The organism is Nannocystis punicea (assembly GCF_026965555.1).
GTDB lineage: Bacteria > Myxococcota_A > Polyangia > Nannocystales > Nannocystaceae > Nannocystis > Nannocystis punicea.
The window spans coordinates 4,184,984-4,204,503 of sequence record NZ_CP114040.1; the positions used below are offsets into that span (position 1 = coordinate 4,184,984).

The 19,520-nt window shown below is 70.7% G+C and carries 15 protein-coding genes; 12 read left to right on the forward strand and 3 right to left on the reverse strand.

What is annotated here, in order from left to right; all coding sequences use genetic code 11:
* Window positions 1-202 precede the first annotated feature (202 nt).
* Both O0S08_RS16110 and O0S08_RS16115 read right to left on the reverse strand, forming a co-directional pair.
* Window positions 203-505, reverse strand: coding sequence for a hypothetical protein (locus tag O0S08_RS16110; RefSeq protein WP_269040035.1), 303 nt, complete (start codon window positions 503-505; stop codon window positions 203-205).
* Window positions 430-1,581 (reverse strand): FAD/NAD(P)-binding protein, encoded by a 1,152-nt coding sequence (locus O0S08_RS16115; RefSeq protein WP_269040036.1) that lies wholly within the window; start codon window positions 1,579-1,581, stop codon window positions 430-432. Before O0S08_RS16115 ends, O0S08_RS16110 begins: the two co-directional genes overlap by 76 nt.
* 123 nt (window positions 1,582-1,704) lie before the next feature.
* Between O0S08_RS16115 and O0S08_RS16120 the strand changes: the two genes are divergently transcribed.
* The 7 genes from O0S08_RS16120 (at window position 1,705) to O0S08_RS16150 (ending at window position 10,935) form a co-directional block, all read left to right on the forward strand.
* On the forward strand, window positions 1,705-2,439 hold the full coding sequence (locus O0S08_RS16120; RefSeq protein WP_269040037.1) for a pyridoxine 5'-phosphate synthase: 735 nt from the start codon (window positions 1,705-1,707) through the stop codon (window positions 2,437-2,439).
* Between the two features lie 116 nt (window positions 2,440-2,555).
* Entirely contained in the window at window positions 2,556-2,801 is a 246-nt protein-coding gene (locus O0S08_RS16125; RefSeq protein WP_269040038.1) for a (2Fe-2S)-binding protein, read from the forward strand.
* A 64-nt stretch (window positions 2,802-2,865) separates the two neighbouring features.
* Window positions 2,866-4,167: an aspartate kinase gene (locus tag O0S08_RS16130; protein WP_269040039.1), complete on the forward strand. Its 1,302-nt coding sequence runs from the start codon at window positions 2,866-2,868 to the stop codon at window positions 4,165-4,167.
* A gap of 10 nt (window positions 4,168-4,177) precedes the next feature.
* Window positions 4,178-4,690, forward strand: a complete 513-nt coding sequence (locus O0S08_RS16135) for a ComEA family DNA-binding protein (protein WP_269040040.1) — start codon at window positions 4,178-4,180, stop codon at window positions 4,688-4,690.
* A 330-nt stretch (window positions 4,691-5,020) separates the two neighbouring features.
* Entirely contained in the window at window positions 5,021-6,802 is a 1,782-nt protein-coding gene (locus tag O0S08_RS16140; protein ID WP_269040041.1) for a DUF4215 domain-containing protein, read from the forward strand.
* A gap of 392 nt (window positions 6,803-7,194) precedes the next feature.
* The gene (locus O0S08_RS16145; protein ID WP_269040042.1) at window positions 7,195-8,973 is read left to right on the forward strand and encodes a DUF4215 domain-containing protein; all 1,779 of its coding nucleotides are present in this window, start codon (window positions 7,195-7,197) and stop codon (window positions 8,971-8,973) included.
* 198 nt (window positions 8,974-9,171) lie between these two features.
* Window positions 9,172-10,935 carry a DUF4215 domain-containing protein gene (locus tag O0S08_RS16150; protein ID WP_269040043.1) on the forward strand — a complete coding sequence of 588 codons (1,764 nt, stop codon included), beginning with the start codon at window positions 9,172-9,174 and terminating at the stop codon, window positions 10,933-10,935.
* Between the two features lie 276 nt (window positions 10,936-11,211).
* Here O0S08_RS16150 and O0S08_RS16155 read toward each other — a convergent pair whose 3' ends face one another.
* Window positions 11,212-15,270 (reverse strand): hypothetical protein, encoded by a 4,059-nt coding sequence (locus tag O0S08_RS16155; protein WP_269040044.1) that lies wholly within the window; start codon window positions 15,268-15,270, stop codon window positions 11,212-11,214.
* 123 nt (window positions 15,271-15,393) lie between these two features.
* On the opposite strand from O0S08_RS16155, the gene O0S08_RS16160 reads away from it, so the two are divergent.
* The 5 genes from O0S08_RS16160 (at window position 15,394) to O0S08_RS16180 (ending at window position 19,518) form a co-directional block, all read left to right on the forward strand.
* Complete coding sequence (locus tag O0S08_RS16160) at window positions 15,394-16,377, forward strand: YceD family protein (RefSeq protein ID WP_269040045.1); 984 nt, start codon at window positions 15,394-15,396, stop codon at window positions 16,375-16,377.
* A 119-nt stretch (window positions 16,378-16,496) separates the two neighbouring features.
* The gene (gene rpmF, locus O0S08_RS16165) at window positions 16,497-16,682 is read left to right on the forward strand and encodes a 50S ribosomal protein L32 (RefSeq protein WP_269040046.1); all 186 of its coding nucleotides are present in this window, start codon (window positions 16,497-16,499) and stop codon (window positions 16,680-16,682) included.
* Window positions 16,683-16,685: 3 nt separating this feature from the next.
* Window positions 16,686-17,747, forward strand: a complete 1,062-nt coding sequence (plsX, locus tag O0S08_RS16170; protein ID WP_269040047.1) for a phosphate acyltransferase PlsX — start codon at window positions 16,686-16,688, stop codon at window positions 17,745-17,747.
* A complete protein-coding gene (gene fabD, locus O0S08_RS16175) occupies window positions 17,744-18,721 on the forward strand; it encodes an ACP S-malonyltransferase (protein WP_269040048.1) in 978 nt (325 codons plus the stop codon). The genes plsX and fabD overlap by 4 nt, the downstream gene beginning before the upstream one ends.
* Window positions 18,721-19,518 carry a 3-oxoacyl-ACP reductase family protein gene (locus tag O0S08_RS16180; protein WP_269040049.1) on the forward strand — a complete coding sequence of 266 codons (798 nt, stop codon included), beginning with the start codon at window positions 18,721-18,723 and terminating at the stop codon, window positions 19,516-19,518. Before fabD ends, O0S08_RS16180 begins: the two co-directional genes overlap by 1 nt.
* The last annotated feature ends 2 nt before the right edge of the window (window positions 19,519-19,520 follow it).

Genomic DNA, 19,520 nt, shown 5'->3' on the forward strand with positions numbered 1-19,520 from the left:
ACAGGCGCGGGCCGGGGCTCCGGTCAGGCGAGCGGCCGAGACGGCGCGGCGAGGAAGCCGCCCGGAGAGACAGGGTCGGTGGTGTGATTTATGATGTCTCTTGGGACATGTACGGGAGGCCAGAGCGACGCTCCTGGGGGGCGAGGCTGTCCGAAGGAGGCGTATTGCCTGTCCTCTTGGACATGCTGTCCGCACGGCCGGGTCAGCCGCTGAACCCGCCCGCTGCTCCGCCGAGGTCGCGCAGCCGCCCCGCGAGCGCCTCGCACTGGGGCGCCAGCTCGAGCACGGCGGTCGTCTCCCACAGCTGCGGCCGGCGCAGGTTCCCCACCGCGTGCAGCCAGGTCGAGGCGCGGCCGTGGGCGTCGATCAGCGCGCCGTCGTCGGTGATCGCCGCGCCGAGCGGCTCGGGCACCAGGAGCCCGCGCGCGATCAGGCCGCGCAGCAGCGGGTCGTTCGAGTCGCGCGGGTCGGGGGAGGGCCCGGTCGCGTTGAGCAGCGCCTGCACCCGCAGGTCGATGCGCGTCGCGCTGCCGCGGGGGCGGATCTTGGCGGCGATCGCGTCTGTCCCGAGAGACAGGTCCTCGACCCGCCCGGCGTGGACCTGCAGGGGCCCGACGCGCGCAGCGCGGCGATCGCCGCGGCGGTCGCCGGCGCAGCGCGGTGGCGGTGGGCCTCCCAGTAGACGCGCAGGTGACGGACGAACCGCTCGCGCTCGTCGGCCGGCCAGCGGCGCCAGATCGCCTGCGTCACCGGTCGAAGGTCGGCGAGCACGTCGCGCCAGTCGCCGCCGCGGGCCGCCTCGGCGCGGGCGGCCCCTCGCAGGGCCTGCAGGGCCCCGCGCGCGGTGGCTGACCAATCGGCGAGGGCGGGCGGGTGCGGCTCGGGCGGACGGGCCGGGGCGCGGTGGGCCTGCGGCAGCAGGCCGTGGCGCGAGAGCAGGTGGATCGGGCCGCGGTGGCCGGCGCCGTCGAGCCCGAGCGCGAGGTCGAGCGCCGACAGACCTGTCCCGAAGACCAGCACACCGGCGTCCCGCGCGAACACCGGGCCGGTCGCCGTCCACGGGTCGTGGACGTAGCGCGGATCGGTGCGTACGCGCGGATCGAGGCCCGCGGGCAGGCGCGGCGGGAGGTTGCCGAGCGCGAGGACGACGTGGTCGGCGACGAGCCGGGTCGCGTCGGTCAGGACGAGGGTGGCGGGGCCGTCGGGCGTGGGCGGCAGGACCTCGACGACATGTCCCGTGAGACATGTGATTGCCGGACCGGCGGCGGCGACCAGCTCGCGCAGGTAGTCGCCGTAGACCCCGCGGGGCAGGAAGCTGCCGCCGCCGACCTCGCGGCCGCGCCCGCGAGCCCAGCGGACGAAGTGCTCGGGGTCGTCGGCGAGCGCGCTCATCCGCCCGGCCGGGGTGTTGAGGAGGTGGCGCGGGTCGGCTGTCCGATAGGCCAGGCCGGGGCCGAACCGCCCCCGCCCGTCGATCAGTGTCACGCGCGGGCCGCCGGCGCGCGCGAGGTGCCAGGCGACGGCCGCGCCGCAGAAACCCGCGCCGACGACGGCGACTGCGGGCGCGGACGTGGACGACACGCCCCGAGCCTAGTGCCGGGGCCGCTCGGCTTCAATGGGGGGACGCGCAGGCCGCCCTCGGGGTCCGCGGGCGCCGGCGACAAGGGAGGTGACAAGCGCGCGCGCCGGTGCTATCCGCGCGGCATGGCCGCCCGCCTCAGCGTCAACGTCAACAAGGTCGCGACTCTCCGCAACGCCCGCGGCGGCGACGTTCCGAGCGTGATCGCGGCGGTGCGGACGATCCTCGCGGCCGGGGCGCCGGGGATCACTGTGCACCCGCGGGCCGACGAGCGCCACATCCGGGCCGCCGATGCGCGGGCGATCGCGGCCGAGCTGGCGCCGCTGCGCCAGCAGGTCGAGTTCAACATCGAGGGCGATCCGCGGCCCGACCTGCTGGCGATGGTCGAGGAGCTGCGGCCGCACCAGTGCACGCTGGTGCCGGTGCGGCCGGGGGAGATCACGAGCCAGGCCGGGTGGCCGCCCGACACCTCGCGCTCCGAGCTCGGCGCGATCGTGGCCCGCCTGCGCGGCCACGGGGTCCGGGTGTCGCTGTTCATCGAGGCCGACCTCGAGGCGGTCCGCTGGGCCGCCGACGTCGGCGCGCAGCGGATCGAGTTGTACACCGAGCCGTACGCGCGGGACTTCGCGGCCGGCGGGGGCGAGGCCTCGCTGGCCCGGTTCGCCGCCGCGGCCGAGCTGGCGCACGCGCTCGGCCTCGGGATCAACGCCGGCCACGACCTCGACCTCGACAACCTGCCGCTCTTCAGCCGCCTGCCGCACCTCGACGAGGTCTCGATCGGCCACGCGCTGATCAGCCACGCGCTGTTCGTCGGCCTCGACCAGGCCGTCCGCGAGTACCTCGCCGTCCTGGCCCAATAGACATGGCGCCAGGGACATGTCCCTGGAGACAGATCGCTCGGCGCGGGGGTGCGCGCGTGCGCCCGCGCTCGCGGCGGGGCGTCGACGGCCGGCGGCGGCTGCGGTATCCCAGAGGGGTGCGGGTGCTGCTGTGCCAGTGCAACACGGTCTTCGAGCACGAGGTGATCGCCTGCGTGCGCCGGGGGGCCCGGTCCGTCGAGGAGGTCGGCGACGACTGCGAGGCCGGCACCGGCTGCGGCAGCTGTCGCGGGGCGATCAAGACCATCCTCGAGGAGGAGGCGGAGCGGCGGCGCGGTGGTCGCGACGGCGGGGCGCCCGAGGCGCTGTTTCAGTTGCCGCTGTTCAAGACGCGAAAAGATTAGTGCCCGGGCACCGCAATTGCGGTACAGCAACGGCGCACGGGACTGCGCGTCCCGATCGAAAGCCATGCTCATCGTGCAGAAATTCGGCGGCTCTTCGGTCGCCACTCTCGAGCGGATCCGCAACGTCGCGGAGCGGGTGCTCGCCACGCAGCGCACGGGTCAGGACGTGGTCGTCGTCGTCTCGGCGATGGCGGGCGAGACCAACCGGCTGATCGGCCTCGCCAACCAGCTCGCGAGCGAGGGCGACGCGCAGACCGGGCGCGCCAACAAGGGGCCGTACGTCGCCAGCGAGCGGGCCGGCGATCGGGCCCACGAGCGCGAGCTCGATCAGCTGGTGAGCACCGGCGAGAACGTCAGCGCGGCGCTGCTGGCCATGGCGATCCAGAACGCGGGCGGGCGGGCCATCTCGCTGGTCGGGCCCCAGATCGGCCTGCAGACGGACGCGACCTACACCAACGCGCGGATCCTCGGGTTCTCCCACGGGCGCATCCGCCAGGAGCTCACCGCCGGCAACGTGGTGGTGTGCGCCGGCTTTCAGGGGCTGAACGCCGCCGGCAACATCACCACGCTCGGCCGCGGCGGCTCCGACACCTCGGCGGTCGCGCTGGCCGCGGCGCTGAAGGCCGACGCTTGCGAGATCTTGACCGACGTCGACGGGGTCTACACCACCGACCCGCGGATCGAGCCGCGCGCGCGCAAGATCCACCGCATCACGTACGAAGAGATGCTCGAGCTGGCGAGCCTCGGCGCCAAGGTGCTGCAGATCCGCAGCGTCGAGTTCGCCATGAAGTTCGGCGTGCCGGTGCACGTGCGATCGAGCCTGAACGAGAGCGAAGGGACGTGGATCGTGTCTGAGCAGAAGAGTCTGGAGTCCGCGGTCGTGACCGGCGTCGCCCTCGACCGCAACGAGGCCAAGGTCACCCTCACCAACGTGCCCGACGTCCCGGGCACCATCGCGTCGATCTTCGGCGTGCTCGCCGGCGCCGACATCGTCGTCGACATGATCATCCAGAACGCGAGCCGCGGCGGGTCGACCGACGTCACCTTCACGGTGCCGGAGAACGACCTCAAGAAGGCGGTCGCCGGTCTGCGCAGCCTCGACCTCCCCGGCGCCGGGCCGATGGACATCCTCAGCGATCCCGACATCTGCAAGATCTCGATCGTCGGCGTCGGCATGCGGACCCACGCGGGCGTGGCGGCCACGGCGTTCGAGATCCTCGGCCGCGAGAACATCAACATCCAGATGGTCTCGACCTCCGAGATCAAGGTGTCGGTGATCGTCCACGAGCGCTACGGCGAGCTGGCCCTGCGGGCGCTCCACGACGGGTTCGGTCTCCACGAGGGGCCGACGAGCAGCGCCGCCTGAGGTCGTCGAGTTGGTCCGCGTCGGGGCGATCGTCGCGCTGGTCGCCGCGCTCGTCGTGGCGCTGGCGGCGTGGCTGCGGCCGGGCGCGCCGGAGCTGCTGGTGCGCTCGGCGTGCGCCTTCGCGGTCGAGGTCGACGGCGTGCTGCGCTGCGACGACGAGGCGCCGCGCGACGTCGCGGCGCTGTGCGGCGCCGGTCCGTCGAGCGTCGCGCTGTCTCATGGCGACTCCGTCACGCGCGAGTCGCTGTGCGCCGCTGCGTCGCCGCGACCGGGCGTCGACGGCTGGGGCCGGATGCGCGGCGAGGATCTCGAGGCGCTGGCGATCCCCGTAGATCTCAATCGAGCGTCGGCCAGCGAGCTCGAGAGCTTGCCGGGGATCGGTCCGGAGCTGGCGCGGCGGATCATCGAAGGAAGACCTTACGCGTCCGTCGACGAGCTCGACCGCGTGCGCGGGATCGGGCCCGCGCGCTTGACCGCCGTTCGCCCGCGGGCTCGCGTGGAAACAAGCGGACAGGCTCCTTAGGACAGGTACGAAAGTACAGGGCGGAAAGGTCCTATGGTGAGCCTGCGCGCGTACGCGGCGGCGTCCGCGCGTGAGGATGCGACGATACGAAAATCACAGGAGTGGAGCGGGCGAGCGAGCGTCCTCGCGCCGGAGGCGCCCCTGCGCGTCCGAATTGGCTGGAGGTGCTCTACGGCTCAGCCTGCGAGTACCACGTCGGCCGAGGCTTGATCGAATCGACGAAGTCCGAAATCGTGGCGCGGTTGTTTCAGGTCGTGCCGCGCGGACGCCGCTGCGACACGAATGTCCGCGCTCGGTAACGGGCGCACCACGTTCAGGATTTTACTGACCATGAAGACTCGACCGATCATTCGCCTTCTCACTGCAGGATTCTGCGCTGCCACGCTGGCCGCTTGCGGCGACGACGGCGGCGAGCTCACGGGAGCCACCGCCAACAACACCGAGGGTGCCACCACCGACGACGGGGAGACCACCGCGGGTCCGGGCGGGCAGTCGGAATCGCAGACCGGGCCGACCACGACCGCGCCGACCACCGGTATGGGCATGAGCGACACTCAGGCCACGACCGAGCCGGCGACGACGACGGAGGGGGAGACGGGGACCTCGACGACCGCCGAGACCTCGACCACCGAGGGCGTGACCGAGGGTTCACCGGTCTGCGGCGACGGCGTGCAGGAGGGCACGGAGGAGTGCGACGACGGCAACCAGGACCCCGGCGACGGCTGCGAGCCGGGTTGCGTGGTGTCGGCGGTGTGCGGCAACGGCAACGTCGAGGCCGGCGAGGCTTGTGACGACGGCAACACCGAGGACGGCGACGAGTGCAGCGCCGACTGCCAGACCGCCTCGATGCCGCAGGTGTGCGGCAACGGGGCCGTCGAGGACCCGGAGCAGTGCGACGACGGCAACCAGGACGCGGGCGACGGTTGCGAGCCCGACTGCACGTTCACGCCGGCGGAGTGCGGCAACGGCATCAAGGAGATGGGCGAGCAGTGTGACGACGGCAACATGGTCAACGGCGGGCCCAACGACTTCTGCAAGAACGACTGCACGCCGTACGCCCCGCCGCAGTGCCAGGCGCCGGCCGACTACGTCAACTGCGACGACGCGGTCAACCTGACCGACAAGGCCGACAAGACCAACGCCCTCAAGGCGATCGGCATCTGCAACGATCAGCCGAACAACTCGATCCAGGTGTCGGACTTCGTGTTCGACCCCGCGGCGCAGAACAACACCTGGCAGGTGGCCAAGGGCTTCGGCAGCTACACCTACGATCACGACAACGACCCGAACACGCCGAACCAGCTGCTCTACAGCCCGCGCGAGGGCAGCACCTTCCTCATGCTGTCGAGCGGCACGATCAACGCGCCGAACGGCCAGGGCGTCGTCACCCACGCCGTCAACTCGCAGGTCGGCAACGGCGACAACTTCAACTCCGACGACAACGCCCTGCCCGCGCCCTTCAAGGTCGGCATGGGCAGCAACAACGGCGCCGGCGGCACTCCGTTCAAGAGCTGCGACAACGGCGTGCCGAACGGCGACAAGGACTGCTCGGACACGCTGCAGGCGCAGTGGTCGCTCGGCGCGAGCAACCCGAACGACCGCATCTACTTCACGTTCAAGACCACGGTGCCGCAGGGGACCTTCGGGTACTCCTTCGACTTCGTGTTCTGCTCGGCCGAGTGGCCGACCTACGTGAACACCTCGTTCAACGACATGCTGATCGCGTACCAGGTCGACCCGACGCCGGACGACCCGCTCGCCGACCCGCCGGTCGATCCGTACAGCGGCAACGTCACCTTCATCCCCAACCCGAACGACATGACGAAGGGCCTGCCGCTGACGATCACGGCGCTCGACCCGTACTACGACGGCCCGGGTTACACCTTCAACGAGCCGCAGCTGGCGGGCACGGGCTTCGAGCAGCACGCGTGCTCCGACTGGTTCACGGCCAAGGGCGGCGTGCAGCCGGGGGCGCAGGTCACGATCGGCTTCTACCTCGCCGACATGCAGGACAACATCCTGGCGACGCTGGCCCTGATCGACAATTTCCGCTGGGACTGCGAGGGGTGCGTCCCGAGCGAGGTCGACGACTGCGGCGTCCAGCCGATGTGATCGTCGCACGAGTGTGACGAGAGGCGAGGCGCGCACGGCGACGTGCGCGCCTCGTCGCGTCTCGAGACTGTGACATTCGTGAATGTGATGTTGCGTCGAGTCGAGCGACTCGAACAATCGCGACGTCGAATCGACGCCGCGACGGTCGAGTTGCGGAGCGGCCGCCGAGCCTGTCGCGGCCTTCCCGGGCGGGATCGGACGGCGCGCGCAAATACGGGCATCTTGCGCCGGAACGGCGGTCCAGTGACGAAGGTCGGGGTTGAGATCGATCTGTTGCGCCGCGGACGGAGTCGCGGGTGTCTTGGCTTGATCAACCGCGAAAGATGAGAAATCGTGGCGAGGCCGTCACGCATTCGCGGACGGCCGCACTTTTCTGCGAGCAGGACACCACCATGACCATTCGACCGATCATTCGACTCCTTACGACAGGTTTCATCGCCTCGGCGCTCGCTGCGTGCGGGGACAACGGCAGCAACGTCACGGGCGCATCGGAGGGACAGACCGAGGGCGACGAGACGTCGACGACGGTCGACTCGGGCCTCACGCCGGGCAGCGCCACCGACACCGCCAGCTCGCAGCCGACGACCGAGACGCCGACGACCGGCGTGAGCGACAGCGACACGCAGGGCACGACGGAGGGCACGACGGAGGCCTCGACCACGTCGACGGGGACGGAGACGGAGGGCTTGACCGAGTCGATCCCCGAATGTGGCAACGGCGTGCAGGAGGGCAGCGAGGAGTGTGACGACGGCAACGACGTCGAGGGCGACGGTTGCGAGCCGACGTGCACGATCACCGCGGTGTGCGGCAACGGCACGGTCGAGGGCGGCGAGGCCTGCGACGACGGCAACACCGAGGACGGCGACGAGTGCAGCGCCGACTGCCAGACCGCGACGCCGCAGCAGGACTGCGGCAACGGCATGGTCGAGGACCCCGAGCAGTGTGACGACGGCAACGTCGATCCGGGCGACGGCTGCGAGCCCGACTGCACCTTCACGCCGGCCGAGTGCGGCAACGGCATCAAGGAGCGGGGTGAGCAGTGCGACGACGGCAACGAGGTCAACGGCGGCCCCGGTGACTTCTGCCTCAACGACTGCACGCCGTTCGCCCCGGCCAACTGCCAGGCGCCGGCCGACTACGTGACGTGCGACAACACGCCGGACGTCATCAGCAACAAGGCCGACAAGACCAACGCCCTCAAGGCGATCGGCATCTGCAACGCCGCGCCGAACAACTCGATCATGACGAGCAACTTCCAGTTCTCGCAGGCGGTCGACAACACCTGGCAGGTGGCGAAGGGCTTCGGCTCGTACACGTACGACCACGACAACGACCCGCAGACGCCGAACCGGCTGCTCTACAGCCCGCGCGAGGGCGACGCGTTCCTGATGCTGTCGTCGGGCTTCATCGCCGCGCCGAACGGGCAGGGCGTGGTGGTCGAGGCGCCGAACTCGCAGACGCACGACAACAACGGCAACCCCGACGGCAACGTCAACCAGGTCCCGCTGCCGCCGCCGTTCAAGAACCAGAACGGCAGCAACAACGGCGCCGGCGGCACCCCCTTCAAGAACTGCGACAACGGCGTGCCGAACGGCGACAAGGACTGCTCGGACACGCTGCAGGCGCAGTGGGCGATGACCAACGGCAACGCCAACGACCGCATCTACTTCACCTTCAACACGACGGTGCCGGCGGGCACGTACGGCTACACGTTCGACTTCGTGTTCTGCTCGGCCGAGTGGCCGACCTGGGTCGGCTCGTCGTACAACGACCTGCTGATCGCGTACCAGGTCGACCCGACCCCGGACGACCCGAACCAGAACCCGCCGGTCGATCCCTACAGCGGCAACGTCACCTTCATCCCCAACCCGAACAACCCGGACAGCGGCCTGCCGCTGACCATCACCGCGCTCGATCCGTACTACGACGGCCCCGGTTACACCTATGCCGAGCCGCAGCTGACGGGCACGGGCTTCGAGCAGCACGCTTGCTCCGACTGGTTCACCGCCAAGGGCGGCGTGCAGCCGGGTGCCGAGGTCACGATCGGCTTCTTCCTCGCCGACATGTCCGATCAGTACCTGACCACCGTCGCGCTGCTCGACAACTTCCGCTGGGACTGCGAGGGGTGCATCCCGAGCGAGGTCGACGACTGCGGCGTCCAGCCGATGTGAGAGATGTAGCGTGCGACGCGGGCCGCACCTCCGGGTGCGGCCCGCGTCGCCGTTTAATTGCGTGATGTGTCGCGAGCACGACGTCGCGCGTCACGCACTTACGCTCTTGAAAGGGGGTGGCGAATGGGAAACGCTGGCTTGCGATCGCCCCCGCGCGTGCGGTGGGCCACGAAACTTAGCGACCCCAGGACCATGACCATGAAGACTTCCATGCTTCGACTCTTCTCCACCGGGCTGTGTGTGACTGCGCTCGCGGCGTGCGGTGACGCCGTCGACAACGTCACGGGCGTCACGGATGGCCAGACCGAGGGCAACACCTCGAGCGACTCCACCGACACAAACCCGACGCCGGGCAGCAACAGCAACTCGGAGAGCGACTCCACGCCGACGACGACCACGCCGACGACGGGCATGAGCATGGGCGAGACCCAGGCCACGACCGACGCCACGACCACCACCACCGAGGGCACGACCGATTCGACGACGACGATGGGCGTGACCGAGGGGGACCCGGAGTGTGGCAACGGCGTGCAAGAGGGCAACGAGGAGTGCGACGACGGCAACCAGGACGCGGGCGACGGTTGCGAGCCCAACTGTGTCATCACCGCGGTGTGCGGCAACGGCACGGTCGAGTCCGGCGAGGCCTGCGACGACGGCAACACCGAGGACGGTGACGAGTGCAGCGGCGACTGCCTCACCTCCACGCCGCAGCAGAACTGCGGCAACGGCACCGTCGAGGACCCCGAGGTGTGCGACGACGGCAACCAGGACGCGGGCGACGGTTGCGAGCCCGACTGCACCTTCACCCCGGCGATGTGCGGCAACGGCGTCAAGGATCGGGGCGAGCAGTGCGACGACGGCAACATGACCAACGGCGGTCCGAACGACTTCTGCCTCAACAACTGCACGCTGTACCAGCCGGCCAACTGCCAGGCGCCCGCGGACTACGTCGTCTGTGACAACACGCCCGAGGTCATCAGCGACAAGGGCGACAAGACCAACATGTTGAAGGCGATGGGCATCTGCAACGCCGCGCCGAACAACTCGATCGTCACGACGGACTTCCAGCACTCGAACCCGGTCAACGTCAGCTGGCAGGTGGCCAAGGGCTACGGCACCTACATGTTCGACCACGACAACGATCCGGTTACGCCGAACCAGCGGCTGTACAGCCCGCGCGAGGGCGACACCTTCCTCATCATCTCGAACGGCGAGATCAAGGCGCCGAACGGGGAGGGCGTGGTCATCGAGTCGCCCAACAACCAGGGCACCACCGACAACGGCAACCCCGACAACCAGCCGTTGCCGATGCCCTTCAAGGCCAAGAACGGCAGCAACAACGGCGCCGGCGGCACCCCGTTCAAGGACTGCGACAACGGCGCCGGCGACAACGACTGCTCCGACACCATCCAGGCGCAGTGGGAGATGACGAACGCCGACGGCAACGACCGCATCTACTTCAGCTTCAAGACGCTCGTGCCGCCGGGGACCTTCGGCTACACCTTCGAGTTCGCGTTCTGCTCGGCCGAGTGGCCGGTCTACGTCGACACCGTGTGGAACGACCTGCTCATCGCCTACCAGGTCGACCCCACGCCCGACGACCCGAACGCCGTCCCGCCGATCGACCCGTACAGCGGCAACGTCACCTTCATCCCCGACCCGAACGACCCGGCCAAGGGCCTGCCGATCACCATCACCGCGCTCGACCCGTACTTCGTCCAGAAGGGCTACACCAACAACGAGCCCCAGCTGGCCGGCACCGGCTTCGAGACCCACGCCTGCTCCGACTGGTTCACCGCCAAGGGCGGCGTCCAGCCCGGCGCGGAGATCACCGTCGGCTTCTTCCTCGCCGACATGTCCGACGAGTACCTGTCGACCGCGGCGCTGCTCGACAACTTCCGCTGGGACTGCGAGGGCTGCGTCCCCAGCGAGGTCGACGACTGCGGCGTCCAGCCGATGTGAGCCGCGCGTCTCCACGCGCACGACGAGGGCTCCGGAGCGCCGCTCCGGGGCCCTCGGGCTTTTGCGGGGGTCGTGGGGCCCGAGCCGTCGTCGCTAGGCCAGGCCGGCCGTGCGAGGCGAGAGCGGGCTCGGCGGGCTCGACGTTCTTGCGGTTCGCGAGGGGCGCTCGCCTATGTCCCTGCGAACATGACCGAACCAGCATGTCCTGATGGGCATGTCCTCACGGGAATGCTCGTCGGGACATGTCTCGCGGGCCAGCGGCCGACGCGCCGGCGCTCAGGGCTTCTTCTCGACCGGCGTCGCGGCCGGGCTCACCGGCTTCGCCGCGGGCAGGGCCTTGGGGGCGGGCGGCTGGGCAGCCTTGAGGCGCTTGCGGCGGGGCTCCCACACGGCCTTGGGGCGCAGGGGGATCCGGCCGCCGAACAGCGAGAAGTAGCGCTGCACGCCGTCGTTGCCGCCGCCGAGGATGCCGAACAGGGCGCGCCAGTGGAGGCCCTTCTTGGTGCCGATCGACTCGCCCTGGGCGTCGCGGATCGGCTGCTCGTCGCGCCACCACCAGCCGAGGCCGGGGCCGACGACCTGGACGTCGCGGCCGCGACCGCGATGGCGCGCCCACAGGGCCGGCACGACCTGGGTGATGCGGCCCTTGCGGCGGATGTCCCACCACAGGAAGGCGCCGAAGGTGCCCGAGCTGTCGCCGCGCTCGATGTGCCAGACCAGCGGGAACTGGACCCAGTCGTTGTCCTGGCCGCGCCGGCGCTGGAACAGCAGGGCCGGGAAGACGCTGGTGAAGGAGGTGTCCTTGGCCCAGTTGTTGTCGCGCAGGAACAGCGGGAGGAGCCACGTCATGCGCCGCTCGGCGTAGCTGTGCGCGGTGTAGAAGAGCGGCGGCGCGACCACGGTCGTCACCTTGTGCGGCCGGCGGAAGTTCCACACCATCAGGCCGGCCTGGAACCACCGGTAGTCCTCGCGGTGGGCGCCGACGAACAGCGGCGGCAGCACGACGGTGGTGCTGCGGTCCTTGGTCCGGTAGGCCTTGCGGAAGAACAGCGGGAAGAAGACGGTGGTCTTGAACTGCCGCGTCGTGGTGTGGCCGAAGTTGAGCGCGTACCAGGTGAGGCGCTCGCCGGGCCGCACGTTGGCGCCGCCCAGGAGGGTGAGGAACCGGCGGCCGCCCGGGTCCTTGTCGAAGTAGTAGAGCATCAGCGCGCCGTGGCTGGTGCGGCCCTTGCCGTCCTTGCCGTAGAGGAACAGCGGCCACGAGCCCCACAGCGTGTAGCGGCAACGATCGTCGTCCTCCTCGCGGAAGCCGCACTTCTGGTAGCGGAACGCGAACGGGACCACGCCGGTGAAGCGGAAGTTCTTGTGGAGGCGGAAGATGTCGAAGAAGATCGGCGGCGTCAGGCTGAAGCGCGTGAAGTTGAACTGACCCTTCACGCCGACCACGAACGGGAACGCGACCCACGAGCGGCGACCGTTGGCGCGCCGGCGGTCGAACCACAGCGGCACCGCGATGGTGGTGTGCTCGAGCTTGTTCTTGTCGGCCTGGTGGAAGATGAGCGGCAGCGAGACCAGGCGCCGCTTGTCGACCGAGTCGTGCCACCAGTAGAGCGGGACCACGCCGGCGTTGAGCGAGGTGCGGGTCAGGCGGTGGAACGCCGGGCCGGCGATGAGCGTGTGGGTGCGCCGGACCTTGTCGCGGCTGTAGAAGAACGGCAGCACGAGCCCGGCGTCGACGTCGATGCCCTCGGGCTGGCGCTGGCGGAAGTAGAACGGGACGACCGCGAGGTTCTTGCGCGGCTTCTCGCCGCGGGTGGCGGTGCGCCAGACCAGCGGCGACCACATGTCGAGGTCCTCGCTCGGCGCGCGGTGGCGGGCGAACAGCGGCGCGACCACGAGGTTGCTGGCGACGCCGCCCTCGACCTTGCGGCGGTCGTAGAAGACCAGCGGGATCAGGCCGAAGCCGCGGCGGGTCGGATCCTTGTAGCCGCGGAAGCCGTACAGAAGCGCGGCCGCCGACCAGGTGCGCTGCTCCGGCGTGCGGTAGGCGCCGCCCAGCGGAGTGAGGGTGAGCGTCTTGCCCTCGCGCTGGCGGCGGTAGAACAGCGGGAACAGGGCGGTGTGACGCTCGCCGCCCGGGCGCTTCACGTCCCAGAACAGGTTGAGGACGCCGAGAGTGCGGTGGTCGGGGCCCTTGTCGCGCGCGAACACCAGCGACACCGTGCGCGAGCGCTGGGCCTCGACGTCGTGGACGTGCCCGAAGAGCAAGGGCGGGACGATGCCGTAGCGGAACTTGTCGTCACGGCCGGCGAACACCAGCGGGGCGAGGCCGCCGTGGCCGCCGCTCTTGACCTTCTTGGCGTAGATCGGGCCGAGCACCCACAGGTCGCTCGGCTTCTGCGGGTCGGTGTCGCGGCGGTGCCAGAACAGCGGGGTGATGGTCTGGTACGAGCGGGTGCCGTCGCGGCCGACGAACGCCAGCGGGGCGAAGCCGGCGTCCCAGCGCTCGCCGCGGCGGCGGTAGTAGCCGAGCACGCCGGCCGAGACGGTGCGCGAGCCCTTGCCGTCGAAGGCGCTCGGGTCGTGCGAGTGGCCGAACAGCGGGGTGACGACCTGGAAGCTCTTGCCGCCCGGCTCGTTGCGCACGAAGGTGAGGAGCGGGGTGATGCCGAAGCCCCAGCGGCCGTTCTCGCCCGAGCGGCCGCCGCCGAGCAGCGTGTAGACCCGCGTGTCCTGCGGGCTCTTGCGCGCGTAGACGAGGGGCACGAACACGCTGCTGGTGACGCCGGCCTTGACGTCGCCGAACTGCCAGAACAGCGGGAAGAACACCCGGTTGCGCTGCTCGGGGTCGCGGTAGCTGACCCACGGGAACACCGACCAGGCGACGCTGCCGCGGTCGCGGTTCTCGGACCGCCACACCAGCGGCGTGGCCGAGAACAGCTTGCGCGTCGGGGTCTGGCTCGAGAACGTGAGGAGCGGCGGGACGGCCCACGCGCGCCGGCTGCGGGCCTTGTCGCTGCGCTGCACGTACAGCAGCGTCCACAGGTCCTTGCGGTTGCCGTACTCGCTCGACTGCCAGTGCACGAGCGGCAGCACCGTGTGCCACTTGACCCCGCGGGCCTTGTTCTGGCCGCCGAGGTACAGCGGGACGCCGACGTTGACGGTGCTCGGGCCGCGGGTGACGCGGTAGAACAGCGGGAAGCCGACGAAGTAGCGCAGGTCGTTGAGCGGGTCCTTGTCGGTGGTGTTCTTGTGGCCGTACCAGAACAGGATCGCCGAGAAGCCGCGCAGGCTGTCGGGCGTCTTCTGGTGGTAGTGGAACGGGACGACCACCAGGTTCTTGACCGACTTGTTGCCCCACCGCCAGACGAACGGGAACTGGCCGAAGCTGTACTGCTCGCCGACCCGCTTGTAGCCCATCAGCAGCGCCACCGCGCCCCAGCTGGTGGTGCGCTCGCTGAACGAGCCGAAGAACAGGATCGCCGGCGACAGCCAGCGCCGCTTGGCGGTCCGCTGGCTGTACCAACCTGTCGTCAAGGACAGGTCGAAGTGGAACAGCTTCTCCGGGTGGTTGGCCGCGGGCGTGCGGTGGAAGAACAGCGGCGGCAGCGTCAGCGCGCGCGTGCGGTGCGTCGTGTAGGTGCGATCGATCCAGAACGGCGGGACGCTCTTGCCCTTGACGAAGCGCGGGGCCTCCTCCTGCGGCTCGGGCTCCTCCTTCGGCTCGGCGGTGGCGATCGGCGCGTACAGCTGGCCCTCCGCGACCTCCGCGGGGGCAGGGGCGGGCGTCGGCGCGTCGGCGTCCGCGTCGGCTTCGCCCTCCTCGGCCGGCGCCGGCAGGTTGGGCGCCGGGCGCGTCAGCGGGCTGCCCGTGGGGACAGGTCCTGAAGGCGCTGGCGCTTCGGACATGTCCTCGGGGGCAGGTTCGACGGGCGCCTCGGCGGCGGGCGGTTCGCCGGCAGGCGCCTCGCCGGGCAGGCGGCGCGGGGTGGTCCGCGGCGGCGGCCCGAGCAGCAGCGGCGCGCCGAGGCCGGTGACCAGGTCGGCGGCGCGCAGGCCCGGGGCGGCGCGCAGGCTCGGCAGCAGCGGCGGCGCCGGCGGAGCGACGACCCCGAGCGCGCCGGTGCGGGTGCGTGCCTGGCTGTCCTGAGGGACAAGTCCGATCAGACAGGCGCCGACGAGGCACGACACCGCGAGCACGCGCGAGCGAACGACGCCGGACTCGAGCACGCGGGCGAGAGGCGGCGCGGCGATCGACTGGACGTCGCCGGGCGCGTCGGGTCGGGGACTCGCGTCGGCGCCTCCGAGGCGCGCAGTGGGCTCAGAGGCGACCAAGGGCCGGGAGGCAATAGCCAATCCGCGTTTGTCGTGTCAACCAAAGGATCTGGGGCTGGCGGCGAAAGGATCCGGGCTGGCGGCGGTTTGACAGGCCTGGCGCCACGCGCTACATGCGGCCGGATGAAGGCCGCGACCCGCGACGACGGCACGCAGCTCCCGCCGGAGCTTGACCTCGATCTGGTGGCCCTGGCTCGCTCCGGGCCGGGTCCCTACGTCATCCAGGCGGAGCTCCCGGCGCCGTGGATGGCGACCGTGCTGGCGCATACCGACGCGGAAGTCACGAGCGCCGGGTCCACGTCGCTCGAGGTCACGCCGATCGGCGAGGGCACCAGCTATTTGGTCCGCGGCACCATCCAGGGCGGCTACAGCGTCCCCTGCGCCCGTTGCCTGGCGCCAGCGGCGGTCTCGGCGGGCGGGGAGATTTGCGTGCACTTCGTCCGCGACCGCGTCGGCGACGCCGACGACGAGGAGAGCGAGACCGAGTCGCCGGACGAGCGCAGCTTCTCGGGCACGCGCATCGACCTGCGGCCGCTGCTCGTCGAGCAGGTGCTGCTCAGCTATCCGATCCGGGCGCTGTGCGCCTACGGCGAGGCGTGCCGCGGGCTCTGCATGCGTTGCGGCGCCGAGCTGAACGGTCAGCCGCTGGGGCCGTGCGCGGCGTGCGGAGCGGCCGACGCCCAGGTGCCGCTCGTCACCCTTGAGGATAAGGACGAGGGCGAGGGTGAGGCGCCGGCCAAGCCCACGACCTCATGGCAAGCGGCCTTGCGGCAGCTGGCCGACTCCGGCGTGGACGAGGACGACGACACCTCCGCCGACAACCAGGGCTTCGCCGGCCCTATTCCCGGCGATGAAGAATTCGATCCCGGGTTCGGCGAGCCCGAGCCGCGACCCGGCGACAAGGTCCCCTCGGCCGGCAAGAAAGCCGGCAAGATCGCAAAGCCGGCGAGCAGATCGTCCTCTGCGCCCGCGGGCAAGTCGGGCGGCGCCGGCAAGTCGGCCGGGCCGGCCGGCAAGTCGGGCAAGTCGGGCAAGGCGCCGAGCAAGGCCTCGGGCAAGCCCGCGGCGAAGTCGTCGCCGAAGCCGTCCGGCAAGAAGAAGCAGTGATCCCTGCCCGGAGGTTTGAGTTATCTCAGGTCCTCCGGGCGCTCTACCGCCCCCTGCGCCGATTGTGGCGCCGGGAAAAGCGCTAGACTCCCGCCCCCGCTTCCAAGGCGGTACGTGTCATGGCTGTCCCCAAGAAGAAGAAGTCCCAGTCCCGTCGCGACATGCGGCGTGCCCACCACGACAAGCGCTCGGCGCCGACCCTCGTCGCCTGCCCGAACTGCCAGGAGCGCGTGCGTAGCCACCACGTGTGCCCGGCCTGTGGCCACTACAAGGGTCGTGAGGTGATCGCGATCGCGCAAGAGTAAGAGGTGGCGGCGACGAGGAAGATCGCGCTCGACGCCTTCGGCGGTGATCACTGTCCCTTCGTCGAGGTCGAGGCCGCAGTCCTCGCCGCGCGCGCCGGGCAAGAAGTGATCCTCGTCGGGGACCGGGCGCGTCTCGTGCCGCAGCTCGCGCTCCTCGGGATCTCTCGCTTCGACGGCGAGGACGGGATCACCGTCCATCACGCGTCCGAGACGATCACCATGGAGGACACACCCTCCAAGGTGGTGCGCTCGAAGCCCGACGCGTCGATGCTCGTGTGCTTCGACCTGGTCCGCCGCGGTCAGGCTGCCGCGGTGGTCTCGGCCGGCAATTCGGGGGCGATGCTCGCGTGCGGGCTGTTTCGCTTCGGCCGGCTCAAGGGCATCGATCGCCCGGCGATCGTCTCGAGCTTCCCGCGGCCGAAGGGCGGCCCGTGCGTGCTCATCGACATGGGCGCGAACGTCGACTGCAAGCCGATCAACCTCGTGCAGTTCGCGGTGATGGGGGCGATCTTCGCCAACACCGCGCACGGCAAGAAGCCGCGCGTCGGGGTGCTGTCGAACGGCAGCGAGGAGGGCAAGGGCACCGACCTCACGCGCGCGGCTCACCGCCTGCTGTCGGCCCACCCGAGCCCGGCCTTCACCTTCCACGGCTACGTCGAGGGTAAGGACTTCTTTAAGGACACGGTCGACGTCATCGTCACCGACGGGTTCACGGGCAACGTCGCGCTCAAGGTGATGGAGGGCACCGCGAGCGGGATCGTCGGGTTCTTGCGCGCGGCGGTGATGAAGACCGCGCGCACGAAGCTCGGCGGGCTGATCCTGCGCCCGGCCTTCCGCGCCCTGGGCGACCAGCTCGACCCCGACTCGTACGGCGGCGCGCCGCTGCTCGGCGTCGACGGGGTCGCGATCATCTGTCACGGCGGCGCCGGGCCAAAGGCGCTCGCGGGCGGGATCCGGCTCGCCGCCGACTATGCGGCGCGCGACCTCACGCCGGCGCTGCGGGCCGCGATCGGCGATCACCGCGAGCTGTTCGCCGCCGCCAAGCGCGAGGATTCACCTGCATGAATGAACATGTCTCTTCGGACAGCGCCGGGGGCACCCGGCCGCTCGCCTTCATGTTCCCCGGCCAGGGCAGCCAGGAGCCCGGCATGGGCAAGGCGCTCGCCGAGGCGTTCCCGGCCGCGCGGCGCGTGTTCGCCGAGGCCGACGAGGCGCTCGGCGAGTCGCTGTCACAGCTGTGCTTCGAGGGCCCGGCCGAGGCGCTGGCGCGGACCGCCAACACCCAGCCGGCGATCCTCACCTGCAGCATCGCCGTGTGGACGGTGGTCACGAGCGAGCTCGGGCTGCAGCCGGCCGCGCTGCTCGGTCACAGCCTCGGCGAGTTCTCGGCGCTGGTCGCCGCGGGCGCGCTGTCGTTCGTCGACGCGGTCAAGCTGGTGCGTCTGCGCGGCCTAGCGATGCAAGAGGCCGTGCCCGCGGGCGTCGGCGCGATGGCGGCGGTGATGGGCGCCGACCCGGCCGCGCTCGAGCAGTGGTGCGAAGAAGCGAGCGTGGGGGGCGAGGTCGTCAGCCCCGCGAACGAGAACGGCGGCGGACAGATCGTGATCGCCGGTCACGCGGCGGCGGTCGACCGAGTGGTCGCGCGCGCGAAGGAAGGTCGCGCGAAAGCGATGAAGCTCAACGTGTCGGCGCCGTTCCACTGCGCGTTGATGCAGCCCGCGGCCGAGCGCGTCGCCGCTGCGCTCGCCGACATCGCCATCGCCGCGCCGCGTGCGCCCGTGATCGCGAACGTCGATGCCGAGCCGTATCCGCTGACGGAGGACCCGCAAGCCGTCCGCGATCGACTCGTTCGCCAGATCACCGGCCGCGTCCGCTGGGAGGCGAGCGTGCGAACGGTGATGCGCATGGATATCTCTCGCGGGCTCGAGCTCGGGCACGGCAAAGTGCTCAGCAACTTGATTAAACGCATCGACAAGGGCTTCTCGCTCGTCGCCGTCGGTTCCCCGGCGGACCTCGATGTGCTAAAGCTCGGCACCTAGTGTCGGGCCACGAAGCCAATCCTCAAGCCAGGGCGCTGCCGCCGTCGCTCGCGCTCACCGGGCGCGTCGCGCTCGTCACCGGCGCCTCGCGTGGCATCGGGCGGGCGATCGCTCGCCTGCTGGCGCAGCGCGGCGCGACGGTGGCGGTCAACTACGCCGCCCGCGAGGACGCTGCCCGCGAGCTGTGCGACGAGATCGTCGGCGAGGGCGGCGCGGCCAAGCCGTTCGGGTTCGACGTCGCCGACGCCGCCGCGGTGGAGGCCGGTGTGCAGCGGGTCGTCGCCGAGCTCGGCGGCCTGCACATCCTCGTCAACAACGCCGGGATCTCGATCGACGCGCTGCTCATGCGCGCCTCGCCGGCCGACTTCCAGCGCGTGCTCGACGTGAACCTCAAGGGCGCGTTCTTCTGTGCCAAGGCGGCCGCTCGCCATTTGCTCAAGGCCAAGGCCGACGGCCGCATCATCAACATCAGCAGCGTGATCGGCGAGCAGGGCAACGCGGGGCAGGCGATGTACGCCGCCGCCAAGGCCGGCATGCTCGGCCTGACCCGCTCGCTCGCCCGCGAGTTCGCCAGCCGCGGCGTGACCGTCAACGCCGTCACGCCGGGCTTCTTCGAGACCGACATGACCGCCGCGAGCGTCCACGGCGACGCCCGCGAGGCGCTGCTCAAGCAGATCCCGCTCGGCCGGATCGGCCGGCCCGAAGAGGTCGCCGAGGCCGTCGCCTATCTGGCCGCGCCGGCCGCCGCCTACGTCACGGGGCAAGTCCTCGCGATCAACGGCGGCCTGCGCATGTGAGA